At 55.1% G+C, this 18,757-nt stretch carries 16 protein-coding genes; 6 read left to right on the top strand and 10 right to left on the bottom strand.

From position 1 onward, the window contains the following. Positions 1-11: 11 nt before the first annotated feature. From ACG1VR_RS15150 to ACG1VR_RS15120, 7 genes are all read right to left on the bottom strand, one after another. Positions 12-542 (bottom strand): fimbrial protein, encoded by a 531-nt coding sequence (locus ACG1VR_RS15150; protein ID WP_172567897.1) that lies wholly within the window; start codon positions 540-542, stop codon positions 12-14. A 10-nt stretch (positions 543-552) separates the two neighbouring features. After that, a complete protein-coding gene (locus ACG1VR_RS15145) occupies positions 553-1,056 on the bottom strand; it encodes a fimbrial protein (RefSeq protein WP_016535738.1) in 504 nt (167 codons plus the stop codon). Between the two features lie 5 nt (positions 1,057-1,061). Next, positions 1,062-1,523: a fimbrial protein gene (locus tag ACG1VR_RS15140; RefSeq protein ID WP_395489212.1), complete on the bottom strand. Its 462-nt coding sequence runs from the start codon at positions 1,521-1,523 to the stop codon at positions 1,062-1,064. Positions 1,524-1,584: 61 nt separating this feature from the next. After that, positions 1,585-2,325 carry a fimbria/pilus periplasmic chaperone gene (locus ACG1VR_RS15135; RefSeq protein WP_395489211.1) on the bottom strand — a complete coding sequence of 247 codons (741 nt, stop codon included), beginning with the start codon at positions 2,323-2,325 and terminating at the stop codon, positions 1,585-1,587. 13 nt (positions 2,326-2,338) lie between these two features. Next, on the bottom strand, positions 2,339-4,858 hold the full coding sequence (locus ACG1VR_RS15130; protein ID WP_395489210.1) for an outer membrane usher protein: 2,520 nt from the start codon (positions 4,856-4,858) through the stop codon (positions 2,339-2,341). Positions 4,859-5,060: 202 nt separating this feature from the next. Continuing rightward, a complete protein-coding gene (locus ACG1VR_RS15125; protein WP_395489209.1) occupies positions 5,061-5,588 on the bottom strand; it encodes a fimbrial protein in 528 nt (175 codons plus the stop codon). A 538-nt stretch (positions 5,589-6,126) separates the two neighbouring features. Beyond that, positions 6,127-7,584, bottom strand: a complete 1,458-nt coding sequence (locus ACG1VR_RS15120) for a PLP-dependent aminotransferase family protein (protein ID WP_395489208.1) — start codon at positions 7,582-7,584, stop codon at positions 6,127-6,129. A gap of 211 nt (positions 7,585-7,795) precedes the next feature. Here ACG1VR_RS15120 and ACG1VR_RS15115 point away from each other — a divergent pair, with 211 nt between their 5' ends. Continuing rightward, entirely contained in the window at positions 7,796-7,990 is a 195-nt protein-coding gene (locus ACG1VR_RS15115) for a hypothetical protein (protein ID WP_395489207.1), read from the top strand. A 1-nt stretch (position 7,991) separates the two neighbouring features. On the opposite strand, the gene ACG1VR_RS15110 is transcribed toward ACG1VR_RS15115, so the two are convergent. After that, a complete protein-coding gene (locus tag ACG1VR_RS15110) occupies positions 7,992-10,298 on the bottom strand; it encodes a molybdopterin-dependent oxidoreductase (protein ID WP_395489206.1) in 2,307 nt (768 codons plus the stop codon). A gap of 421 nt (positions 10,299-10,719) precedes the next feature. On the opposite strand from ACG1VR_RS15110, the gene ACG1VR_RS15105 reads away from it, so the two are divergent. The 5 genes from ACG1VR_RS15105 to ACG1VR_RS15085 are packed head-to-tail and all read left to right on the top strand — an operon-like array spanning position 10,720 to position 16,177. Further along, the gene (locus ACG1VR_RS15105) at positions 10,720-11,700 is read left to right on the top strand and encodes a sugar ABC transporter substrate-binding protein (protein WP_395489205.1); all 981 of its coding nucleotides are present in this window, start codon (positions 10,720-10,722) and stop codon (positions 11,698-11,700) included. A 32-nt stretch (positions 11,701-11,732) separates the two neighbouring features. Further along, positions 11,733-13,238 (top strand): sugar ABC transporter ATP-binding protein, encoded by a 1,506-nt coding sequence (locus ACG1VR_RS15100; protein ID WP_395491117.1) that lies wholly within the window; start codon positions 11,733-11,735, stop codon positions 13,236-13,238. Then, entirely contained in the window at positions 13,235-14,221 is a 987-nt protein-coding gene (locus ACG1VR_RS15095) for an ABC transporter permease (RefSeq protein WP_395489204.1), read from the top strand. The genes ACG1VR_RS15100 and ACG1VR_RS15095 overlap by 4 nt, the downstream gene beginning before the upstream one ends. Then, positions 14,221-15,225, top strand: a complete 1,005-nt coding sequence (locus ACG1VR_RS15090; protein ID WP_395489203.1) for an ABC transporter permease — start codon at positions 14,221-14,223, stop codon at positions 15,223-15,225. The genes ACG1VR_RS15095 and ACG1VR_RS15090 overlap by 1 nt, the downstream gene beginning before the upstream one ends. Before the next feature lie 7 nt (positions 15,226-15,232). Continuing rightward, positions 15,233-16,177 (top strand): carbohydrate kinase family protein, encoded by a 945-nt coding sequence (locus ACG1VR_RS15085; RefSeq protein ID WP_395489202.1) that lies wholly within the window; start codon positions 15,233-15,235, stop codon positions 16,175-16,177. Between the two features lie 36 nt (positions 16,178-16,213). Here the strand turns inward: ACG1VR_RS15085 and ACG1VR_RS15080 are convergent, their stop codons facing one another. Together ACG1VR_RS15080 and ACG1VR_RS15075 are read right to left on the bottom strand one after the other, a co-directional pair. Then, positions 16,214-17,242 (bottom strand): NAD(P)-dependent oxidoreductase, encoded by a 1,029-nt coding sequence (locus ACG1VR_RS15080; RefSeq protein WP_395489201.1) that lies wholly within the window; start codon positions 17,240-17,242, stop codon positions 16,214-16,216. Then, a complete protein-coding gene (locus ACG1VR_RS15075; RefSeq protein WP_395489200.1) occupies positions 17,239-18,735 on the bottom strand; it encodes an FGGY-family carbohydrate kinase in 1,497 nt (498 codons plus the stop codon). The genes ACG1VR_RS15080 and ACG1VR_RS15075 overlap by 4 nt, the downstream gene beginning before the upstream one ends. Positions 18,736-18,757: the final 22 nt, after the last annotated feature.

The following is an 18,757-nucleotide window of genomic DNA, read 5'->3' as shown; positions in this document are numbered from 1 at the left end:
CGCCTGCGCGATCAGTGGTAAGTCAGCTCAAATGTTGAAGATGCGGTAAATTCGCCGCGCCTGATGCTGTTGTTTTTGAGCGCTTCTGCCTCACCCTGCACGTAGGCCTGCAACGCTATTTCGCTCACTCCCTTTTGCAGCTCGTGGGTAGAGCCTGCGCCATTGATCTCGACTTTATCGCCGTTAGCTTGCTCTATGCCGATGAGGATCCCGGACGATGCCGGGCTGTCCGGTATCAGGAGCCCCTGAGCATCTGCGTTGCCGCTAAATTTCACCGTTACCAATCGCGCAATATCGGGGTCGCAGTCCTGTAAAACCAGCTTAAAAGGGACTCCGGGCGTTCTCTGATTCAGGTAGAGATACTTATCAACAATTGTGCCGAAGCTCAGCTCCACCGTTTCATCCCCTGGGGCTATTACGCAGGCTTCTGCCACCAGCGAACCGTGCAGCCAGAGGTTTTGCCCCGGCAGCCCGGCAGCCTGAGCCTGTATCGCGACCGGGGTTAGCAGTAGTGCCTGGATACTTTTTATGAGTCCTTTCATTTTGCCTCCTTTATTGATATTGGGCGCTGAGCGTGGCCCAGGCCTCAAATGTGCCTTGCGTTAGCTTGCCGTTGGGGTCTTTTACCGGAACCGCTTCCAGGGTTGGAGCCGCGTCTTTATTTATCTCTATTGTCTCCCCGGGTTTGAACACCGTATTGCCCCGGTAGATTTTTATGCCAAGACTTTGCCGATCGGAGCGCAGCGCATCGCCGTCAAAAGTCGCCGCTTCCCCAATCAGAGAAAGCGTTAGCGCGAGCTCACCTTTGCTTGTTTCCTCGCAATCTATCTGGTAGTTCATTGCCGTACGGTACTGGCTGCCGTCAATTTTGCGGATGCTTACGCTGTCGCCAAAGTTGACTTCCACCCTTGCCCCCTCGCTGATGGTGCACTGCGGTAGCGAATACAAATCCCCTTCGAAGGCTATATCTCCCTCGATTGCGGCGGCGGTGAGCGGCGGTATCAGCAGCCCGATCGAGAAAACGATCGGGAGAAGAGAGATTATTTTCATCATCATGTTCCCTATTGATACTCCACAACCATCCGGGCAGTGGCGGTAAAATGCCCGGTGTCCAGGCGCGCTTTGTCCCGCTTAACCAGCACGGCATTAAGCCGGGGAGTATCCGGTAAGGTGAAGTTAACCGGGGTATTCACGGGCAGAGGCTGGCCGTCTTTCTGTATTGCAATCGCCAGCCCGGTTCTGCTGGTTTCAAGCGTCCCGGCGCTAAAACCGGAGGTACCCGAGACGGTAAGCGTGAGCGCCATATTTTTATCTTTACAGTCCAGGTCATAAATAATCGGCTGGTTATAAATGCCCTGATTAATTTTCTCGATAAACACGTCTGCAAAATTAACTTCTATAGGCTTATTGTTGTTCAGCACGCAGAGCGGCTCTTCAAGCGCCACTTTTACCGTAAGATTCATAAAGGGCGCGGCTGCCTGTACGGGCGACATTGCCCAGCTCGCGAGCATGGCTGCTGCCAATAAAAATAATTTCCTTTGCGCCATCATCTTTCCTTAATTAATGCCGGGCGGGGAAGGGCAATTACTTGTCCACGACTTTGCAATGGTCGGTACTACAGCTGAAATTTAGATCCGGACGCCCGCCGTAATCATTTATATAGGTCAGCACCGGACTGGCTCCCAGACCGTCTGCTGTAACCGACAGCATGGCGCTGCTTTTCGGGGCAACCATCAGCGGCCTGAAGCTGGTATTGTTTTGTGCATCTTTATGGCTGGCGGCATTGATCAGCGTGATGTAATAACCCGTTGGGTTATTTACGCTGTATTTGTTGCCCTGACGCGAAAGCGTTAGCTGGTTTTGCACCGGCTCTGCGTTAGGCGCAATTTCCAGCGATGCCGGGCGGTAAAACAGCTTAATGCGCGTTTGCAGGGCCAATTGCAGAGTATTGGGCTTGCTGCTCTTCGGTGGAATTTCCCGCAGATTGAAGTAGAAGAGCGATTCGCGGTCCTTTGGCAGCTTCGCCACGTCAGGCAGTGCCTGTATTCTGAGCTGGCTGGATTTGCCTGGTTCAATACGCTGAATCGGCGGCAGTACCATCAGCGGTTCTTTGACCTTTTTACCGTCGGCGTCTTCAATCCAGCCCTGTGCGAGGTAGGGCAGTTTGTCGTTTCTGTTGCTCACGCTCAGGCTGATGCTTTTTTGGCTGCCGTCGAACACAACGCGGGTTCTGTCCAGCGCAATTGCGGCGCTGGCATCGGCGGCCAGCATGCTTCCCAGCACTATTGCTGCGAGCAGCAAGGGTTTGCTTGTTAAATTCGACATTCTTGTTCCTTATTCATGATTTTGCACACGGGAGCAGCAGACTTTGGCTCAGTAGCTCCTCGGGTAAAGCCTGTGGGAGATGGATTTCACACTCTTCGCCACCGTTCCAGCGCACGGTCATCTTCTCGCCGGGATTAACGCCGCTGAGGTAGACGTCGCCTTCGTTAGTGACGATCCCGGTTTCTTGTTTATATGCATTGCTTACCGTGGCACCGAACGGAGGCGTGGAGCCATCCGCCAGCCTGATGACCGCCATGGCGCGGTTACCGCCAAGCACTTCGAATTTCCGGTAGCCAATGGCACCCTCCGTCAGAGTGCCCTGTACCACGGAGGTTTTGGCTTCGGCGTTATCGCCCAGGTTATCGAGGTCGATCCTGACTTTGCTGGGGTAAAAGCTGGCGATCTCCGCGACGACGGCTTTGCCGAACATATTGGTGCGGGTGCTGCGCCCTCCGGCCTGCACCGGGACACCCGCTACGCCGTTGGTATCCACCAGCATGCGCGTTCCGCCGTTTATGCCGCCACGGTGCAGCGCACCTCCCTGAGATGTCAGCGTGATACCGCCCTGAGCCGATAGCGCCAGAGAGCTGTAGCGCCCCTGCTGATAGCTGGCATTGGCGGTGAGTCTTGCGCGATCGCCCTCGTGGGTAAGGAAGCCACTGCCGTTAACCCCGCTGCGGGCGGTCCCGGCGGAAAGCTGATAGGTATCTCGCTCGTTCAGGCGGTCGTAATAGCCAAGGTAATGCGTGGTATCGTTGCTATTAGCCGTTGAGCTATAGCTGATGCGGCCCTGTCTTCCCCAGGGCACGGAGAGCGAGAGATAAGCGCCGTCATCGCTGGTATTGTTGCTTTTGTTGCGGTAGAGCGACATTGAAGCGCTGATGTTTCGCCACCTGCCAATATCAAAAAAACTCGACAGCAGCAGGCTGTAACGGTCGCTGTTTGTCAGGTTCCAGTACGTCTGGTGGTTGTAGCTGAGGTAGCCGCTCAGGCCGAGGTCACGAAAGCTTTTATTCAGCGAGATGGTGTAGAGTTCTTTACTGCCGCGGGTATAGTCTCCGTTTCGCTTCGCCGTCAGATAGTCGCTCATGCTCATGAACTCACGTTCGGAAAAGCGGTAGCCGGCAAATGTTACCTGGCTATCAAGCTCATCAAAGCGCTTTGAATAGCTCAAACGGTATGATCGACCCGAAAGCGTTTCTGCCTGCCAGGGTAGCGTTGCGCGTGACTGAGTGGCGTCAAACGAGAGTGCGCCAAACATCATCAAGTCCCGGCCAACACCGCTCGAAATGGCAGCATAATCATTACTGCCGAGCAGACCACCATAGAGCGACCAGCCGTTACTCACGCCCCAGGAAAACTCTCCGCTGGCAAAAACAGAGTCGCTAACGCCGCTATCGATATCGCTCGGGCGGCCCACGGCCAGCTTGTAGCGCACGCTGCCGGGGCGCGTCAAATAGGGAATATTGGCGGTGTTAAGGGTAAACGTCTGTACCGAACCGTCCTGCTCTTCGACCCGCACATCCAGCTGCCCGGTGGTGGCGTCGCTGATGTCCTGAATGCGAAACGGGCCTGAGGCAACCTGGGTTTCATAAAGCACACGGCCCTGCTGGCTTACCACTACCGTTGCATTTGTTTTTGCCACTCCCGTAACCTCTGGCGCGTAGCCGCGCAGATTGGGCGGCAACATGCTGTCATCGGACACGAGGCTCGCTCCCGTATAACGGAAGCTGTCAAACATGCCCGAGTCGAGATAATTCTCACCCAGCGTCAGGCGTGAGCGTAGAGAAGTAATGGCCCGGTAGGCGTAGTAGCGGCTCCACTGAAACGGATTCTGGCTGGCATTTTGGCCCTGTGGCTTAAAGTCGATCGTGGCCTGCCAGTCGGCGCGGATGCGCCATGCGCCGTAATTAATGCCCGTAGTCCCGTTGCCGCTGAGGGTGTAAGCATCTGCTCCACCCTGGCGGTTGCTTTGCGCCCGGCCGTTGAGGTTGTAGTCGAGCAAAATACCCGGCAGGCCATTATCCCAGCGGGAAGGTGGGTCCCAGTTTTCCGCGCTGTACTCAAGGTAAGTCTGCGGCATGCTGATGTAGACCGAGTTTTGTGCTAAATCGGCACGAATTTCCGTTCCCGGTAGCGAGTCTACCCGCAGACATTTTTTGCCGACCTGCCAACTGAGCTGCCGCAGGTACTCGGGCTTTAATCCGAATAGATCTATTAATCCAGGAGACAGGCATAATTCACTTTCTTTGGGGTTAGCCTGTGGCTGATAGAAAACAACTCGCTGTTGAGATAAACTACTTTTATTAAGGAATACCGCCATCTCATATTCGCCGGGCATAATATAACCGCTGTGCGAGAAATTACTTAAATCAACGTTTTGTCGGTCTTCTGAGTCAAGCACATCAAGATTAAACTCAATCTCTTCACTCTTCCCAATAGCGTGACCTGCAAAGGAGCCTATGGCAATAAAAATACCCAGACTTAAAAAATGAGGATGAAAACTAACTTTGTCGCCTTTATTGTTTTCCATGGCAATAACCATTATGTAGACTTCTGCATTCCTTTGGGAAACGGGTGGAAATAAAGTCTAACTCCGTTATTTAATGCCATTTTTTAAATGATGGCACGTAAAAATTAAGCCATACCCAAGCGGATAAATATCAGCCCGTGATAACCGCATTTTTTATTAGCAAATTCAGTCGCTAACCTGCAGGTCTAAATAAAATAATGAATTAGTTATAGTCTAATGTGAAGTTGGCAATGGCGGTAAATTCACCGGGCACTACCGGTTTTTCTTCGCTGCCAAAGCCTTTCAGGTTTGCCGAAAAGTCCAACTCGTTATTTCCGGTGGCGAGTTTATAAGCCGGGGAGGCTTCACCCATTTTAATCTGCCGGCCTTTGTAATCATTGATGGCAATAGCAGCGCCACTGGCCGAACCAATGAGGCGCAGCAGGGTGGTATCTTCATCGGCCTGAAGACCTTTAAATGTGGTGGTCACGGAGCCAAGCGTTTCGCCAGAACAACCTTCGAGCAGGATTTTAAATGGCTTAGGTGTGGAAGTACTGCCGTTGCTAAGGTGCAAATTTGAGGTCGCCCCCAGCTCAACGGTTTGATCGGCGGTGTTCGGGTCCATAGAGCAGGGGGCATCAACAATAGAACCACTAAAGTTAACTTTTCCCGACCCGCCAATACCTACGGCACTGGCGGCACTGGCGCAGACCATTGCGCCAAAAGCTACGGTGAAAATAAATTTCTTCATTTTCAGTTTCCTTATAATTAAATCCATTTAACCAACATGATATATAGCTAAGTTGAGGGCGCCGTTGCGGAAGATGAAACTGTTCTACCGGGGAGCGCCGTTAACTATATTGATCGGGCAATAAGTGTTATTGCCTCGCAGGAAGCAAGTTTGAAAACTACTTTAGCCTGAATCCTGACGACAGGTAGTTTTCCATCAATGTTGACAGTCGTCAAATCAGGGTGTAAATTGCGTTTTCTATTTTAACTTATTGAATTTAAATTAAAAAACATATTTTTTTTATTTAAATATGTACTTAATGATGGTCACGAACGGAGTGTAATATTGTGAGGTAAGGATATTCATCCTCTTTTATCAGCATAAAACTCTGGTTGTCTGGAATGTTCTTAGTGGATTCATGGCCTGGTTAGATTCTAATCTTACCTGATAAAATAATGTGTCCTACCCATCCCGTCTTACATTCGTAAATGTCACCTTTCGCCCTGCAGGGACAAGCATAACGAGAGTCCTTACGGGCGAAGCTGGTATATCTTCAGGTTTATTTTCTTTGCGATTCTATTATCTGATTTATTTTTTCAATATACACTTCATACAAATCAGACGGCGTATTTGCATAACCTATTATCACCCCATTTGCTTTTATTGCCGTCCCGGGGGCACAAAATAGCGAGAGTGGAAGCATATTTATGCCGTGCTGTTGTGCCTGCTCGACTAATAATTTGTCGTTGATTTCTGCAGGAAGATTAAGCGTGAGTTGGGTACTGCCGTGCTGGCCGCTTATTTCATATGAGCAGTGCAGGCACTTTTTAAGGGCTTTTATTAGTTTATCTCTTTTTTGCTGGTACGCTTTGCCCATTTTATTGAGATGACGAATAAAACGACCGCTTTCGATAAACTCGGTGAGGGTGAGTTGAGTCAGGCGGTTTCCTCCGTGCGGTAACGTGAGCAGCGATGCTTTGATCTCAGGAGACAGCGAGGGGGGCAGGACGGCAAAACCGATGCGTAAAGCGGGGAACATCATTTGGCTGAATGAGCCGATATAAATCACGGGGGCCTGACTATTTATTCCCTGCATAGAGATAATGTGCGGGCCTGCATGATGAAATTCCCCGCCATAATCATCTTCTATAATTATCGCATTATGTTTTATAGCATTCTCAACAAGGCTTACTCTGCGTTCAAGACTCAACACTGCGCCGCTTGGGTATTGGTTAGAAGGGGTGAGGTAAATGATTCTGGGAGGGTATTTTTGCCACATCTCCAGGCTGGGGTTGATGCCATCCCGGTCAACGTCGATGGGTAAGACGTTGAGTCCGGCGTTACGAAATGGGCTTTTGGCAAACTCATAACCGGGATTCTCTACCCACACCAGGTCACCTTTTTGGGTAATGGGGCGCAGGCACATTTGCAGCGTTTTATGCAGCCCGCTGGACAATATTACCTGCTCCGGCATGCAGTTAACGCCCCTGGAAGTGGCCAGGAATGACGCTACGGCTTGTTTTAAGGCCGGTTCGCCGTCCGGAAGCCCATAGTTAAGTATGGTCGAGCCGGCTTTACGTGAAGCCCTGTCTTCAGCCCGGCGCCATTCATTATGTGGAAATATATTCAATGCAGGGATGCCGGGAAAAAATGCCGAGTTAATGACCTGCTGGGTGATGTCAATAGAACCCATAGAAATTGCGGACTTATTCACCGCCGCCGGAAGCACGGGAGCGCTTTCCGGAGACATAGCGGAAATACGTGTTCCGGTATTATCGGATATAACAAACCCTTCTGCAGCCAGCAGTTCATAAACAATGATCACAGTATTTCGACCGATATTCAGCGTTTCGCACACTTTGCGTGTGCCGGGTAATTTGTCCCCGGGCTTTAATTTTCCCTCGTTGATGGCATTTTTTATTCGGTAATATAGCTGTTGCTGTAATGAGTCGCCTGACTCCCTGGATAAAGGCGAGTTGAGAAAATCAAAATCAGGAAAATGCATAGAAGGCTTCATGTTATCCCTAAGATATGAAAGACCTGCGTGCTAAATAGCCAAGTATTGCGGTTTTGCCGGATAGCCTACAATACATATATTTATACAATAGGAATTATCACCTTTAATTCACTGCTAATTTATGATCGCGTAGTCAATTCTAATGCTTTTGAGGTATCTTTTTACTTTTAAGGAGTAAGTTTATTACCTGTTGCCATAATGGCAGTTTTTCATGTTCGAAGGCAGTGAATTTAACTTTGGGGCAATATTAACTTTAGCTACCACCGAGGGATTGAGCAAAATAAAAGCGGAGGATCGACATTTGGCAGGTGAAAGCCGCCCGCCAGAAATAGTGCTATTTATTAATTATCAGCCAGCGAAAGTATTACCCGGCATTTTAGCCGGGGTTCTACCCTGTGGCGTGTGACTCAGCTAACAAATGCAGGGGGATCAAATGCGGTGACGGGCGGCAGGGTTTCACGCCAAAGTTCTATCTCTACCCGGCAGCTTTGGGCGCTACAGCCCTGGCCCAGGCGTGAAGAACCCCGGTCTTCGGTCAGCACGTTTGGGTTGCCGTGCTTATCAAGCGACCCCGGCGTCGCCGGATCCAGTGGGTCATACCAGGCGCCGGTGGAGATTTGCACCACGCCTTGCAGGATTTGCTCGCTGATGTGGACGCCCGCCAGGATAGCGCCGCGAGCGTTAAACACCCGTACCACTTCGCCTTCATTAATTCCGCGCTTCTGAGCATCTTCAGGATGCATCCACAGCGGTTCGCGCCCCTGAACTTTAGTCTGGAGGCTGACGCTGCCGTGATCGTACTGGCTGTGCAGGCGCGTGCGCGGCTGGCTGGAAAGCAGATGCAAAGGCCATTGTTCCGCCTCGCGCTGCTGGAAGCTGGCTTCTTCTTCGTCCCAGAACGGGTAGCCCGGGCATTCGCGGTAGCCAAACCCGGCTACCGTTTCAGAATAAAGCTCGATTTTCCCCGATGGCGTGGAAAGCGGGAAACGCTCAGGGTCGGCACGGAAATCAGCCAGAAAGACCTGCGGGGCAGCCGGGGCGGTAAACTCCAGTTTTCCCTGTTCCCAAAAGTCATCAAACGGCGGCAAATCGACGCCATCTTCCCCGGCGCGTTCGCGCGAGGACTCATAGAGATGCGGTAGCCATTCGGCGGCGCTGCGGCCTTCGCTAAATTTCTCATGAAAACCGAGCCTTTCCGCCAGCGCGCAGAAAATAGCGTAATCGTCTTTCGCTTCTGCCACGGCGGGAATTTGCTGGCGCATGGCAATCATAAATCCGTCGTGGCTGCCGCTGCCGATGTCATCGCGCTCCAGTGAAGTGGTGACCGGCAATACAATATCGGAAAACTTGGCCTGTGCCGTCCAGTATTGCTCATGGGCAACCACGGTTTCAGGGCGTCGCCAGGCTTCAACCAGTCGGTTGAGATCCTGGTGATGGTGGAAGGCGTTGCCTCCGGCCCAGTAAACGAGGCGAATATCCGGGTAGCGGCAAAATTTGCCGTCGAACTCGTATTCCCCGCCGGGATTGAGCAGCATGTCCGAAAGGCGTGCCACCGGGATGACCGTTTTTACCTTATTTTCCCCTGCGGGCAGGCGAGGGCCGGAGAAGGGAACTCGAGCGGCACCGGCAAGGTTGGTGCAGGCGTAGCCAAAGGCCAGGCCGCCGCCGGGTGTCCCTATCTGGCCGAGCAGGGCGGTTAACGCCACCGTTGCCCAGTAGGCCTGCTCGCCCTGGCGGGCGCGCTGAATCGACCAGGAAATATTGACCATGGCGCGCTTGCCGGACAGGGTTCGTGCCAGGCTCAGGATTTGCTGCTCGTCGATCCCGGTAATGGCCGCCGCCCAGCCTGCGGTTTTTGCCACGCCGTCTTTCTCGCCCAGCAGGTAGCCGCGCAGCTGTTCAAAACCAACGGTATGGCTGCCGATAAAGGCGCTATCGTGCAGGGATTCGGCGATCAGCGTATGGCAAAGCGCCAGCAGCAGCGCTGTGTCGGTGCCGGGCTTAATCGCCAGCCATTTTGCATCAGGTATTGCGCTAAGATCGTTCTGCACCGGGCTGATGTTGACGAACTGCACGCCGTTTTGCTCAAGGCGCTCGAGCCAGTGCTTCAGCATATGATCGTTCGCGCCGCCGCCGTTGACCTGGGCATTTCGCAGCGGCAGTCCACCGATGGCGACAAACATCTCGCAATGCTCCGCCAGCACCGAAAAATGCGTGTGCTGCTTATGCAGAGGACTTAGCGGGCCGAGAATGTGCGGCAGGATGCGTTCGCCCGCCGCGCTGCTGTAGGTATTCGTGCTGGCAGTATAGCCGCCAAACCCTTTAAGAAAGCGGTGCAGCTGGCTTTGAGCGTGGTGAAAACGTCCTGCGCTGGCCCAGCCGTAGGAGCCGCCGAAAATAGCTTCGTTGCCGCAGCGCTCCTGCACCGAACGAAGATCCCGCGCCAGAAGATCCAGCGCTTGTTCCCAGCTCACCTCCACAAACGGCTCTTTGCCGCGCCCTTCGCGGGATGCCGGGCCATTTTGCAAATAGCCGAGGCGAACCGCCGGGCGGCGAATGCGCGTATTACCGGTGACGGAATCCGTTAAGGACTGACCAATTCGTGACGGGTTTTTATCCCACTCGACGGGGGAAACGGCGGCGATGCGTTCGCCTTCGGTCGTGACCTGGTAAGTGCCCCAGTGCATTACCGCCAGCTGATGTTCGGCTTTCATGCTCATACCATGCTTTGTTAATAGCGCTAAACCGGCATCATAAAGGTGGAAACAAGAAAAAATAAAATCCGCTCAACAATGCGAAATGGGGTAAATGATCGCAATATCAGTCGATGCTGTTTTATTTTTATAAAGTGGCAGAATTTATAATTAATTCGCCCGAATATATCGCCGTTTAATATTATTTTGTGATTCTAAAAATAAAGCCCGAAAATGGCATTGGCCTTTATTTTATTGTGGTTGAATTTTTCTCTTGTTGCTGTTTTACATGTATTTTATTCATGTTCATAAGGGTAGTTGCAAAGTGACATAGCGGCGTGACTATGGAAATATAAGATATATCTATTTTTTATTTGGGTCGGGTTCTGCTTGTTGTCATGCTGTGGCATTAATGACCAATGAATACGGGATAATTATAGCAATGAAGGTTAAAAAAAGAATTTTATCTGTCGCCGTGGGCCTGATGACGCTGGCATCCGGGTCTGCTTTTGCCGCAGACGCACTTTCGTTACAGGGTAAAACCATCGGGGTTGCGGTAGTGGGAACCCAGCACTTCTGGGATCGCGAGGCGTATAAAGGCGCGACCGAAGAGGTTGAAAAACTCGGCGGCAAGGTCATTGGCGTTGACGGCGGCAGAGATAACCAGGTTCACGCCAATAACCACGATATTCTGCTGTCGCGCAAAGTTGACGCGGTAATTAGTATTTTGGGCGACAGCGCGGTTGAGCCTAAATTCAAAGCGCTGCGCGATGCCGGTATTCCGGTATTTACCGTTGACCATGTTTCGCAGTATTCCGTAAATAACACTACGTCCGACAACTACACTCTGGGTTCAACCATTGGCCGCTATATGGCAGATGCGCTGGGTGGGAAGGGCAACGTGGCGGTATTTAACGCATTTTCTAACTCATTGCGCATTTGCGGTATTCGTTATGACCAGTGGAAATATGTGTTGAAGGATTATCCTGGCATTAAAATTATTCAGCCGGAGCTGGCAGAGCAATTTGCTAACTCGCCGGAAGACGCCCGCAAGAAAACCCTCGAACTGCTGAGCCAGTACCCGAAAGGCAAGCTGGATGCTATCCACGTAGCCTGCTGGGACCAGCCCGCAATCGGTATTGTTCAGGCTCTGGAAGAGACCGGGCGTGATAAAGACGTGAAGGTAACCGCTATTGACGCTGGCCCGGAAACGCTGGAGATCATGGCAGAAAAAGACAGTCCGCTGGTGGCAAACGTCGCCCAGCAGCCGCATCTGATTGGCCAGACCTCCGCCGAGAACGTGGCACGCTACTTCGCAGGCCAGAAGCTGCCAATCCAGACCTTTATTCCGGTTATCCCGGTTAAAGGCCCGGATGAAGCCAAAGCCGTATATAAAAAACTGGGTTACGGTGAACTGAAGTAGTGAACGCAGCAACGACGCAGCGCGGTCTGGTGATGGACCGCATTAGTAAGCGCTTTGCCAATGTGGCCGCTTTAAACGCGGTCACGCTGACTATCGGGCCGGGTGAAATTCACGGCCTGATCGGTGAGAACGGGGCGGGCAAGTCCACATTAATCAAAATTCTTGCCGGGGTTTATCAGGCCGATGGCGGGACGGCAACGCTTGACGGCGTTCCGCTTCCGCTTGGCAAGCCTGCGGCTATAGAGGCTCAGGGGATCCGGGTTATTCACCAGGAGCTGAACCTGATCCCACATTTTACCGTGGCGGAGTCGGTATTTCTCGGCCAGGAGTATCACCGCGCGGGCGGTATGTTGGACTCCCGGCGCATGCGCCAGGCCACGCGGGACTTTTTCCTTTCTACCTGGCAGTTGACTATCGACCCGGACAGGCTTATTCGCCAGCTCAGCCTTGCCGAGCGCAAACTGGTGCAAATTGCCAGAGCGCTGATAGATGGCGCGGCAAAACTGGTGGTGTTCGACGAGCCTACCGCGCCGCTTGAAGCCCACGAAGCAAGCCTGGTTTCCGATGCCATACTGCGGCTGCGGGATCAGGGCATCGCCATCCTTTATATCTCCCATTACCTGAACGAAATCGCCTCTTTGTGCGATCGGGGAACCGTGCTGCGTAATGGGGAAGTTGTGGGTTATCCCGACCGCGAAGTATTACAGAATACCGACGCGGTGATTCATATGATGGTGGGTCGCGAAATCGACCGGCTCTATACCCCTCGCCAGCACGAAGCCGATGCTTCAGCCGACGAGGTGCCGCTGCTCTGCGTACGTTCACTTTCCGACGGTCAGCAGCTCCAGGACATCAGCTTTGACATTCATAAAGGTGAAATCGTCGGCGTGGCGGGCCTGCTTGGTGCAGGGCGTGACGTACTGGTGGATACCCTTTACGGGCTTAGCGTTGCTAAACGGGGCGAAATAGCGATAAACGGGCGTGTGCGCCGCATTCGCTCTCCACGACAGGCTATTCGGGTCGGTATGGCCCTGGTACCCCGCGATCGCCGCCATCAGGGTCTGATCCTGCCGTTTTCAGCCGCCGACAATATCAACCTTGCCTCGCTGCACGAGACGGCCACTTTGGGCTGGGAGCACCGTTCGCGTGCGCTGCAAAAAGCCCGCGACTGGATAGAGCGGCTCAGCATTCGCCCCGCTAAACCGGAATTGCCGGTGCGCTATATGAGCGGCGGCAACCAGCAGAAAGTTATCCTTGCCCGCTGGCTGGGCACCGACGCACGCCTCTTTATCCTTGATGAGCCAACGCTCGGCGTGGATATCGGCGCCAGAAGCGACATCTACCAGCGCACGCGCCAGCTGGCCGACCAGGGGCGCTCTGTGCTGGTTTCTTCGAGCGATGCCACCGAGCTGCTTGGCCTGTGTGACCGCATTCTGGTGATGTGGCGCGGTTCGCTGGTGGCGAATTTGCCGACCCGGGGGCTAACGCTTGATGCGCTGCTGGCAACGATCAACGGTGGGCAGGAACAATCTTTATGAGCACTGAAATTCGCAGCTTCGTGGCTCGTCGCTCCGTCGCGCTGTTTGAAAAATTCCCTCTGCTGCTGTTTGTGGCGCTGCTGGTCTGGCTGAGTATTCAGTCCCCGTGGTTCCTGAGCTGGCAAAACATCAGCCTGATGCTGGTGCAAAGCGTGCCGCTGGCCATCCTGAGCTTTGGCCTGGTCTGCGTGATTGCCGCAGGCGGGGATGATGTTGTCTCCGGAGGCATCGATCTCTCCCTCCCGGCCATTGCTGTGTTCGGCGTAGCGTTGCTGAGCCTCGGAATGACCGACTGGCTGACGCCGTGGCCTCTGCTATTGCTGCTGGTCGCCGCCCTCAGCCTGCTTTGCGGCGGGATTAACGCTCTGCTGGTGCTGGTGGCCGGGCTGCCGCCGTTGCTTGCCACGCTCTCGACTTCTGTGGCTTTTACCGGCCTGACCGACCTGATTACCGGCCAGCGCCGCATCAGCGTAAGCGATCCGCTTATGGTGGCATTCCGCGACGGCAGCCTGCTCGGCGTGCCTTACGCGCTGATTTATCTGCTGCTGGTTTTTGCTGGCTTCCAGTTTCTGCTGCATTACACCCGCTTCGGCCAGCACCTGCAGGCTACCGGCGGCAGCAAAGATATGGCCCAGATGTCCGGGCTTAATGTGCGCCTCCTGACGCTGGCCTCCTGGCTGATTGCCGCCGTTGCCGCCGGGCTTGCCGTATTCCCGCTGCTGGCTCAGGGCTCCGGCAGCTCCAGCGGAACGGCAACGCCGCTGCTGATGGAAACGGTGCTGGCAACCTTCCTCGGCGCGGCATTTTCCCGCCGCCGCGTGGTGACCATTTGGGGCGCTTTGCTGGGCGCCATTCTGGTTAACGCTTTGTCTAACGGCCTCGGGCTGCTGGGCGTGAATATTTTCTGGGTCGGCGCGATTAAAGGCGTGCTGATTCTGGTGGTGCTGGCGGCTTCCGCCTTGCAGCAGAAGGGGAGCAAATAATGAAAGTCATTTCTGCCGCGGCGGCCATACCGGCAGGCGAGTCCGGCAAGAAACCGCTCGCCTGGCTCTCTCGCGCCGGGTTTGTCCTGGTCACGCTATTCTTTATCGTGCTGTTTAGCCTGTCTAACCCGGTATTTCTGACGCTGGATAACTGGAGCAATCTGCTTCAGGGCAGCGCCATTCTGCTGATTGTGGCGCTGGCGATGACGCTTATCGTTAGCGCGGGTGCTATCGATCTTTCGGTCGGCGTTGCTATCGACTTCGGCGCGATGATGGCGCTGATTGCGCTGAAAACCTGGCAGCTTCCGTGGCAGGTGGCGGTGCTGTGCGCCCTGCTGGGCGGGGTGATGATTGGCCTGGTTAATGCGTTCCTGATTCTGGCCTGCCGTATCAAACCGTTCCTCGCCACGCTTGGCACCTGGTTTATCGCCAGCAGCGCGGAGCGTATTTACACCGACGGCGGCGGGGCGATTTCTATGCGCCGCATGGCGCCGGAATATCATGACCTTGCGGTCGGCAATCTGTGGGGCATTCCGATGCCGGTGCTGATTGTGCTGGTGGTCTGGCTTGCGGCCTGGCTGCTGACCGAGCGAACCCTGTTTGGCAAGCGCGTGCGCGCCGTAGGGCAAAACAGCGAAGCCGCGCGTATTGCCGGGATCGCCGATAAACGCACTCTCTTCTGGGTGCTGATTGCCGCCTCGGCGATGTGCGCCGTCGGCGGCATTATTCTGTCGGCCAACCTGCGGCAGTTTACTCCGCTTGCCGGGCAGTCCTACCTGATGGACGCCATTGCCGCGGTCTTTATCGGCACCGCGTTCCAGCGCCAGGGCCGGGTAAGCATGGGCGGAACGCTCGGCGGAGTGCTGTTCCTGGCGATTATTGATAACGGCCTGAATCTGATGGGGCTTAACTACCTGGTAAAAGATGCGTTGGTCGGCGTGATTCTGGTGGTGGCGCTGGCCGTATCGTTCTGGCAGGCGCGCCTGCGTCAGCGGAATGAGTGAGGAAGCCATGAGCAAATTTGATGCAGTCTTCGTCGGCCTGACTATTCTCGATATCGCTGGTCGCCCGGTGGTCAGTATTCCGCAGGGTGGCGGGGTGCAGTTTATTGAACAAATCAGGCTTAATCCGGCGGGTACGGCGGCCGGTGCGCTGGTGAATGCGGCAAAACTGGGTATCCGCACCGCCACGGCGGCCTGTCTTGGTGAAGATGAAAAGGCGGAGTTTATTCTTGGCAGCTATCGCCGTCTCGGCATCGACTGCTCGCTAATAAGCCGTACCGCGCGCAAAGAAACCTCGGCGACAATCTTACCGATTCGCCCCAACGGCGAACGCCCGGCGCTGCATTGCCGCGGCGCGTCTGACGAGCTTTTTGTCGATGAGGCTCAGTTTGACGACGTGCTCGACTGCCGCTTTCTGCACCACGGCGGCACCGGTTTGCTGGCGGCGATGGACGGCGGGCAAAGCACGATGTTGCTGGCTGCGGCTAAAGCGCGCGGGGTCATTACCAGCTTTGATTTGATCGCGCCGAATGAAAACACGCTTGAGCTTTTACGCCCGCTGCTGCCGTATGTGGATTATTTTATGCCCGCGCTCGAAGAAGCGCAGTTCATCTCAGGGCTGTCCGAGCCTGCCGAAGTAGCGGATTTCTTCCTGAGTCTCGGCGTCGGCTGCTGTATTTTCAAAGACGGAGCCAGCGGCTCGTGGCTGTTCAGCCCTGAGGGCACGCTGTATTTTCCGGCCTATAAAGTGACGGCCAGCGACACTACCGGCTGCGGCGATAGCTACTGCGGCGGGTTTATTGCTGCTCTTGCGCGGGGGCTATCCGTGGAAGAGGCCTGCCGGTTTGCGTCGGCAACGGCGGCGCTGGTGGCAACAGGATTAGGATCGGATGCAGGCGTGGTGGACTGGGAACACTTGCAGGATTTTATGGCGACAACGCCGCTGATTGCATAACCGTAAAAACAGGCCCGAAGGCCTGTTTTTTTTGTCTTAGCGCCAGGCGTATAGCAGCGGTTCTCCCGCCACAAAACGCTGAAGATCGGCGGCAATCATCGCGGTATGTTTCTGAATGCTTTCGCGTGTGGCCCCGGCAATGTGCGGGGTAATAATGACGTTATTCAGCTCGCTGATGAACGGGTGGTCACGCCACAGCGGCTCCTGGTGATAAACGTCCAGCGCTGCGCCGCCGAGCGGGCCGTGCCGCAGGGCTTCTATCAGGTCGGCTTCTACCACGACCGAGGCGCGGGAAGTGTTAATCAGCTTTGCACCGGGCTTCATGGTTTGCAGCAGTTTCGCGTTGACCAGCCCATCGCTGTGCGGCCCGCTGCTTAAATGCAGGCTGACAATATCGGCCTCACGGAATAGCGCGTCCAGTGTGGTTTTATGCAGTCCCGGCTCGTCGATATCTTCGGCGGCAACAAAGGGATCAACCACCAGGATATTCATCCCAAATGCGCGGGCGATGCGCGCTACGCGGCGGCCAATATTGCCGTAGCCAATCAGCCCCAAAGTCTTGTTGCGCAGCTCGCCGCCTTTAAAGACTTCATACGGGCTTTCCGGGCTAACATCCCAGACCACATCCTTGCGCAGGCCTTCCTGAGTATGCTGTTCAGCCTGAGCCGCACGGGTAAACTCTCCGCGTTTCAGGGCGGCATGCGACTGCGGAATATGGCGCATTAATCCCAGCATCAGGCCCAGGGTCAGCTCTGCGGCGGCGTCCGCGTTGCGGCCCGGCGTGTAGAGCACTTTAATATTGCGCTCGCGAGCGGCCTGAATATCAACGTTGACCGGGTTAGCGCGGGTGCAGGCGATAACCTGTAGTTTCGGGCAGCTGTTAATCACTTCGGCGGTGATGTCGTCATAGCTGGTGACAATCACTTCGGCATCGTGGGCGAGATCGATAATCTGCGGGGCCTGGAGTTTTGGCTTGCCGATGGCCCAGCCCTCGACAATCAGCTCTCCGAGCTGGCTGAAGGGGTCAAGACTTCCTGCGTATTCGGCGGTAAAGACGATTTTCATTGTTCGTTATCCTGAGAAACACTCTGTAAAGCCTGGTGTCTGGCCTGCCAGACCGGCTGGAGCTGCTCGCGCAGCAGGCGGAAGACCGGGAACAGCGCCCTGTAGGCGGCATGCGCCTGCGGGTGTGGCCGATAGCGGGTTTGCTCGATGGCCGGGTAATCATTCAGGGCGTGAACGCTACGTGCAGCCAGCAATGCTGCGCCTCTGGCACTAAGTTCATTAAAGTGGCTGGCGATTACGGTTCTGCCGGTGCAGTCGGCAATAATCTGGAGCCACGTTGCCGATGCCGCGCCGCCGCCGGTGAGATAGAGGTCGCCTTCGCTGGAGTAGCCCGCCAGTGAATCAACGATGGCGTAAGCCAGCCCTTCGAAAACCGCACGCTGTAAAGCCGCGCGGGAGGTGTGTTGGTCTACGCCAAAGAATCCTGCGCGGGCGGTCGGGCTGTAAAATGGCGCACGTTCGCCGTTCAGGTAAGGCTGCCAGAACACGCCGCCGCTGCCGGGTGGGACGGTGGCAATCTGCCGCTCCAGCTCGACCAGGTCCGGCGTCAGGGAAATATGCTGCTGGAGCCAGTCAATGTTCGGCGTTCCGGCCTGCATCGGGAACAGATTGATAAAACTGCCCGGCTCGGTGTGGGTGACGAAGCGTGTGCCGCTGCTTACCGTCTCGCGGCCGTGGCAAACCACGCCGGTACAGCAGGTGGTGCCGAGAATTGTGTAAATATCGCCGTCATGGATCGCGCCGCAGCCCAGCGCCGCGCTGCATACATCCAGAGCACCGGCGGCGACCGACGTGCCTGCGGCAAGCCCGCACAGCAATGCAGCCTCTTCGCTCAGGCTGCCCGCCACAGATTCGGGGCGCAGCAGGGGAGGGAATTTTGCTTTCAGCTCGCTAATGCCCAGCGCGTTGAGAGCAAAGTCTGAGAGTTCGCCGCTCGACTGGTTCAGTAATGACGCGCTGGTATCGGTAAGCTCGAGCGCGGCGGATCCGGTCAGGCGAAAACGGATCCAGTCCTTAGCGAAGAAAATATAGTCGGCGGCGGCGAGGCGTTCCGGCTGGTTACGCTGGAGCCAGCAAAGCTGCAGGCTGGTGTTGCAGGGCTGTAGCTGGGAGCCTGTTTCATCGAATAGCGCTTTGTCCAGGCCCGGGGCCAGCAGGAGTTCGTCCATCAGCGCGCGGCTGCGGGTGTCGCTCCACAAAATCCCGGGGCTGACGGGATTGCCGCTGTGGTCGCTAAGCCAGACGCCTTCGCCCTGGCCCGCGAGGCCAATTGCCTTCAGCTCGCCGTGGCGTAGCTCTGGCGAGTCGGCAACCTGGCGCAGCGTGCGCACCACCGACAGCCAGAGCTGCTCCATATCCTGTTCAGCATAGCCCTGAGGGGAGAGTGAAGGTGCGGTTGACTCCGCCGCGCTGGCAACCGCATGAAAATTGCCGTCAAACAGCACGGCTTTTACCCGCGACGTGCCGATATCAATACCCAGGAAATAATCCATACCGCTTGCCCTCGCGCTGGTG

Origin of the sequence: Cedecea davisae (assembly GCF_044095835.1) — a bacterium.
GTDB classification, from domain to species: domain Bacteria; phylum Pseudomonadota; class Gammaproteobacteria; order Enterobacterales; family Enterobacteriaceae; genus Cedecea; species Cedecea davisae.
The sequence above is the reverse complement of the archived record's forward strand: the minus strand, read 5'-3'. Positions and strand labels throughout refer to the sequence as shown.

Bases quoted from the DNA above. Each gene is read 5' to 3' on its own strand.
- ACG1VR_RS15150 (WP_172567897.1), bottom strand. From the start codon at position 542: ATGAAAGGACTCATAAAAAGTATCCAGGCACTACTGCTAACCCCGGTC.
- ACG1VR_RS15145 (WP_016535738.1), bottom strand. From the start codon at position 1,056: ATGATGATGAAAATAATCTCTCTTCTCCCGATCGTTTTCTCGATCGGG.
- ACG1VR_RS15135 (WP_395489211.1), bottom strand. From the start codon at position 2,325: ATGTCGAATTTAACAAGCAAACCCTTGCTGCTCGCAGCAATAGTGCTG.
- ACG1VR_RS15130 (WP_395489210.1), bottom strand. From the start codon at position 4,858: ATGGAAAACAATAAAGGCGACAAAGTTAGTTTTCATCCTCATTTTTTA.
- ACG1VR_RS15125 (WP_395489209.1), bottom strand. From the start codon at position 5,588: ATGAAGAAATTTATTTTCACCGTAGCTTTTGGCGCAATGGTCTGCGCC.
- ACG1VR_RS15120 (WP_395489208.1), bottom strand. From the start codon at position 7,584: ATGAAGCCTTCTATGCATTTTCCTGATTTTGATTTTCTCAACTCGCCT.
- ACG1VR_RS15115 (WP_395489207.1), top strand. From the start codon at position 7,796: ATGTTCGAAGGCAGTGAATTTAACTTTGGGGCAATATTAACTTTAGCT.
- ACG1VR_RS15110 (WP_395489206.1), bottom strand. From the start codon at position 10,298: ATGAAAGCCGAACATCAGCTGGCGGTAATGCACTGGGGCACTTACCAG.
- ACG1VR_RS15105 (WP_395489205.1), top strand. From the start codon at position 10,720: ATGAAGGTTAAAAAAAGAATTTTATCTGTCGCCGTGGGCCTGATGACG.
- ACG1VR_RS15100 (WP_395491117.1), top strand. From the start codon at position 11,733: ATGGACCGCATTAGTAAGCGCTTTGCCAATGTGGCCGCTTTAAACGCG.
- ACG1VR_RS15095 (WP_395489204.1), top strand. From the start codon at position 13,235: ATGAGCACTGAAATTCGCAGCTTCGTGGCTCGTCGCTCCGTCGCGCTG.
- ACG1VR_RS15090 (WP_395489203.1), top strand. From the start codon at position 14,221: ATGAAAGTCATTTCTGCCGCGGCGGCCATACCGGCAGGCGAGTCCGGC.
- ACG1VR_RS15085 (WP_395489202.1), top strand. From the start codon at position 15,233: ATGAGCAAATTTGATGCAGTCTTCGTCGGCCTGACTATTCTCGATATC.
- ACG1VR_RS15080 (WP_395489201.1), bottom strand. From the start codon at position 17,242: ATGAAAATCGTCTTTACCGCCGAATACGCAGGAAGTCTTGACCCCTTC.
- ACG1VR_RS15075 (WP_395489200.1), bottom strand. From the start codon at position 18,735: ATGGATTATTTCCTGGGTATTGATATCGGCACGTCGCGGGTAAAAGCC.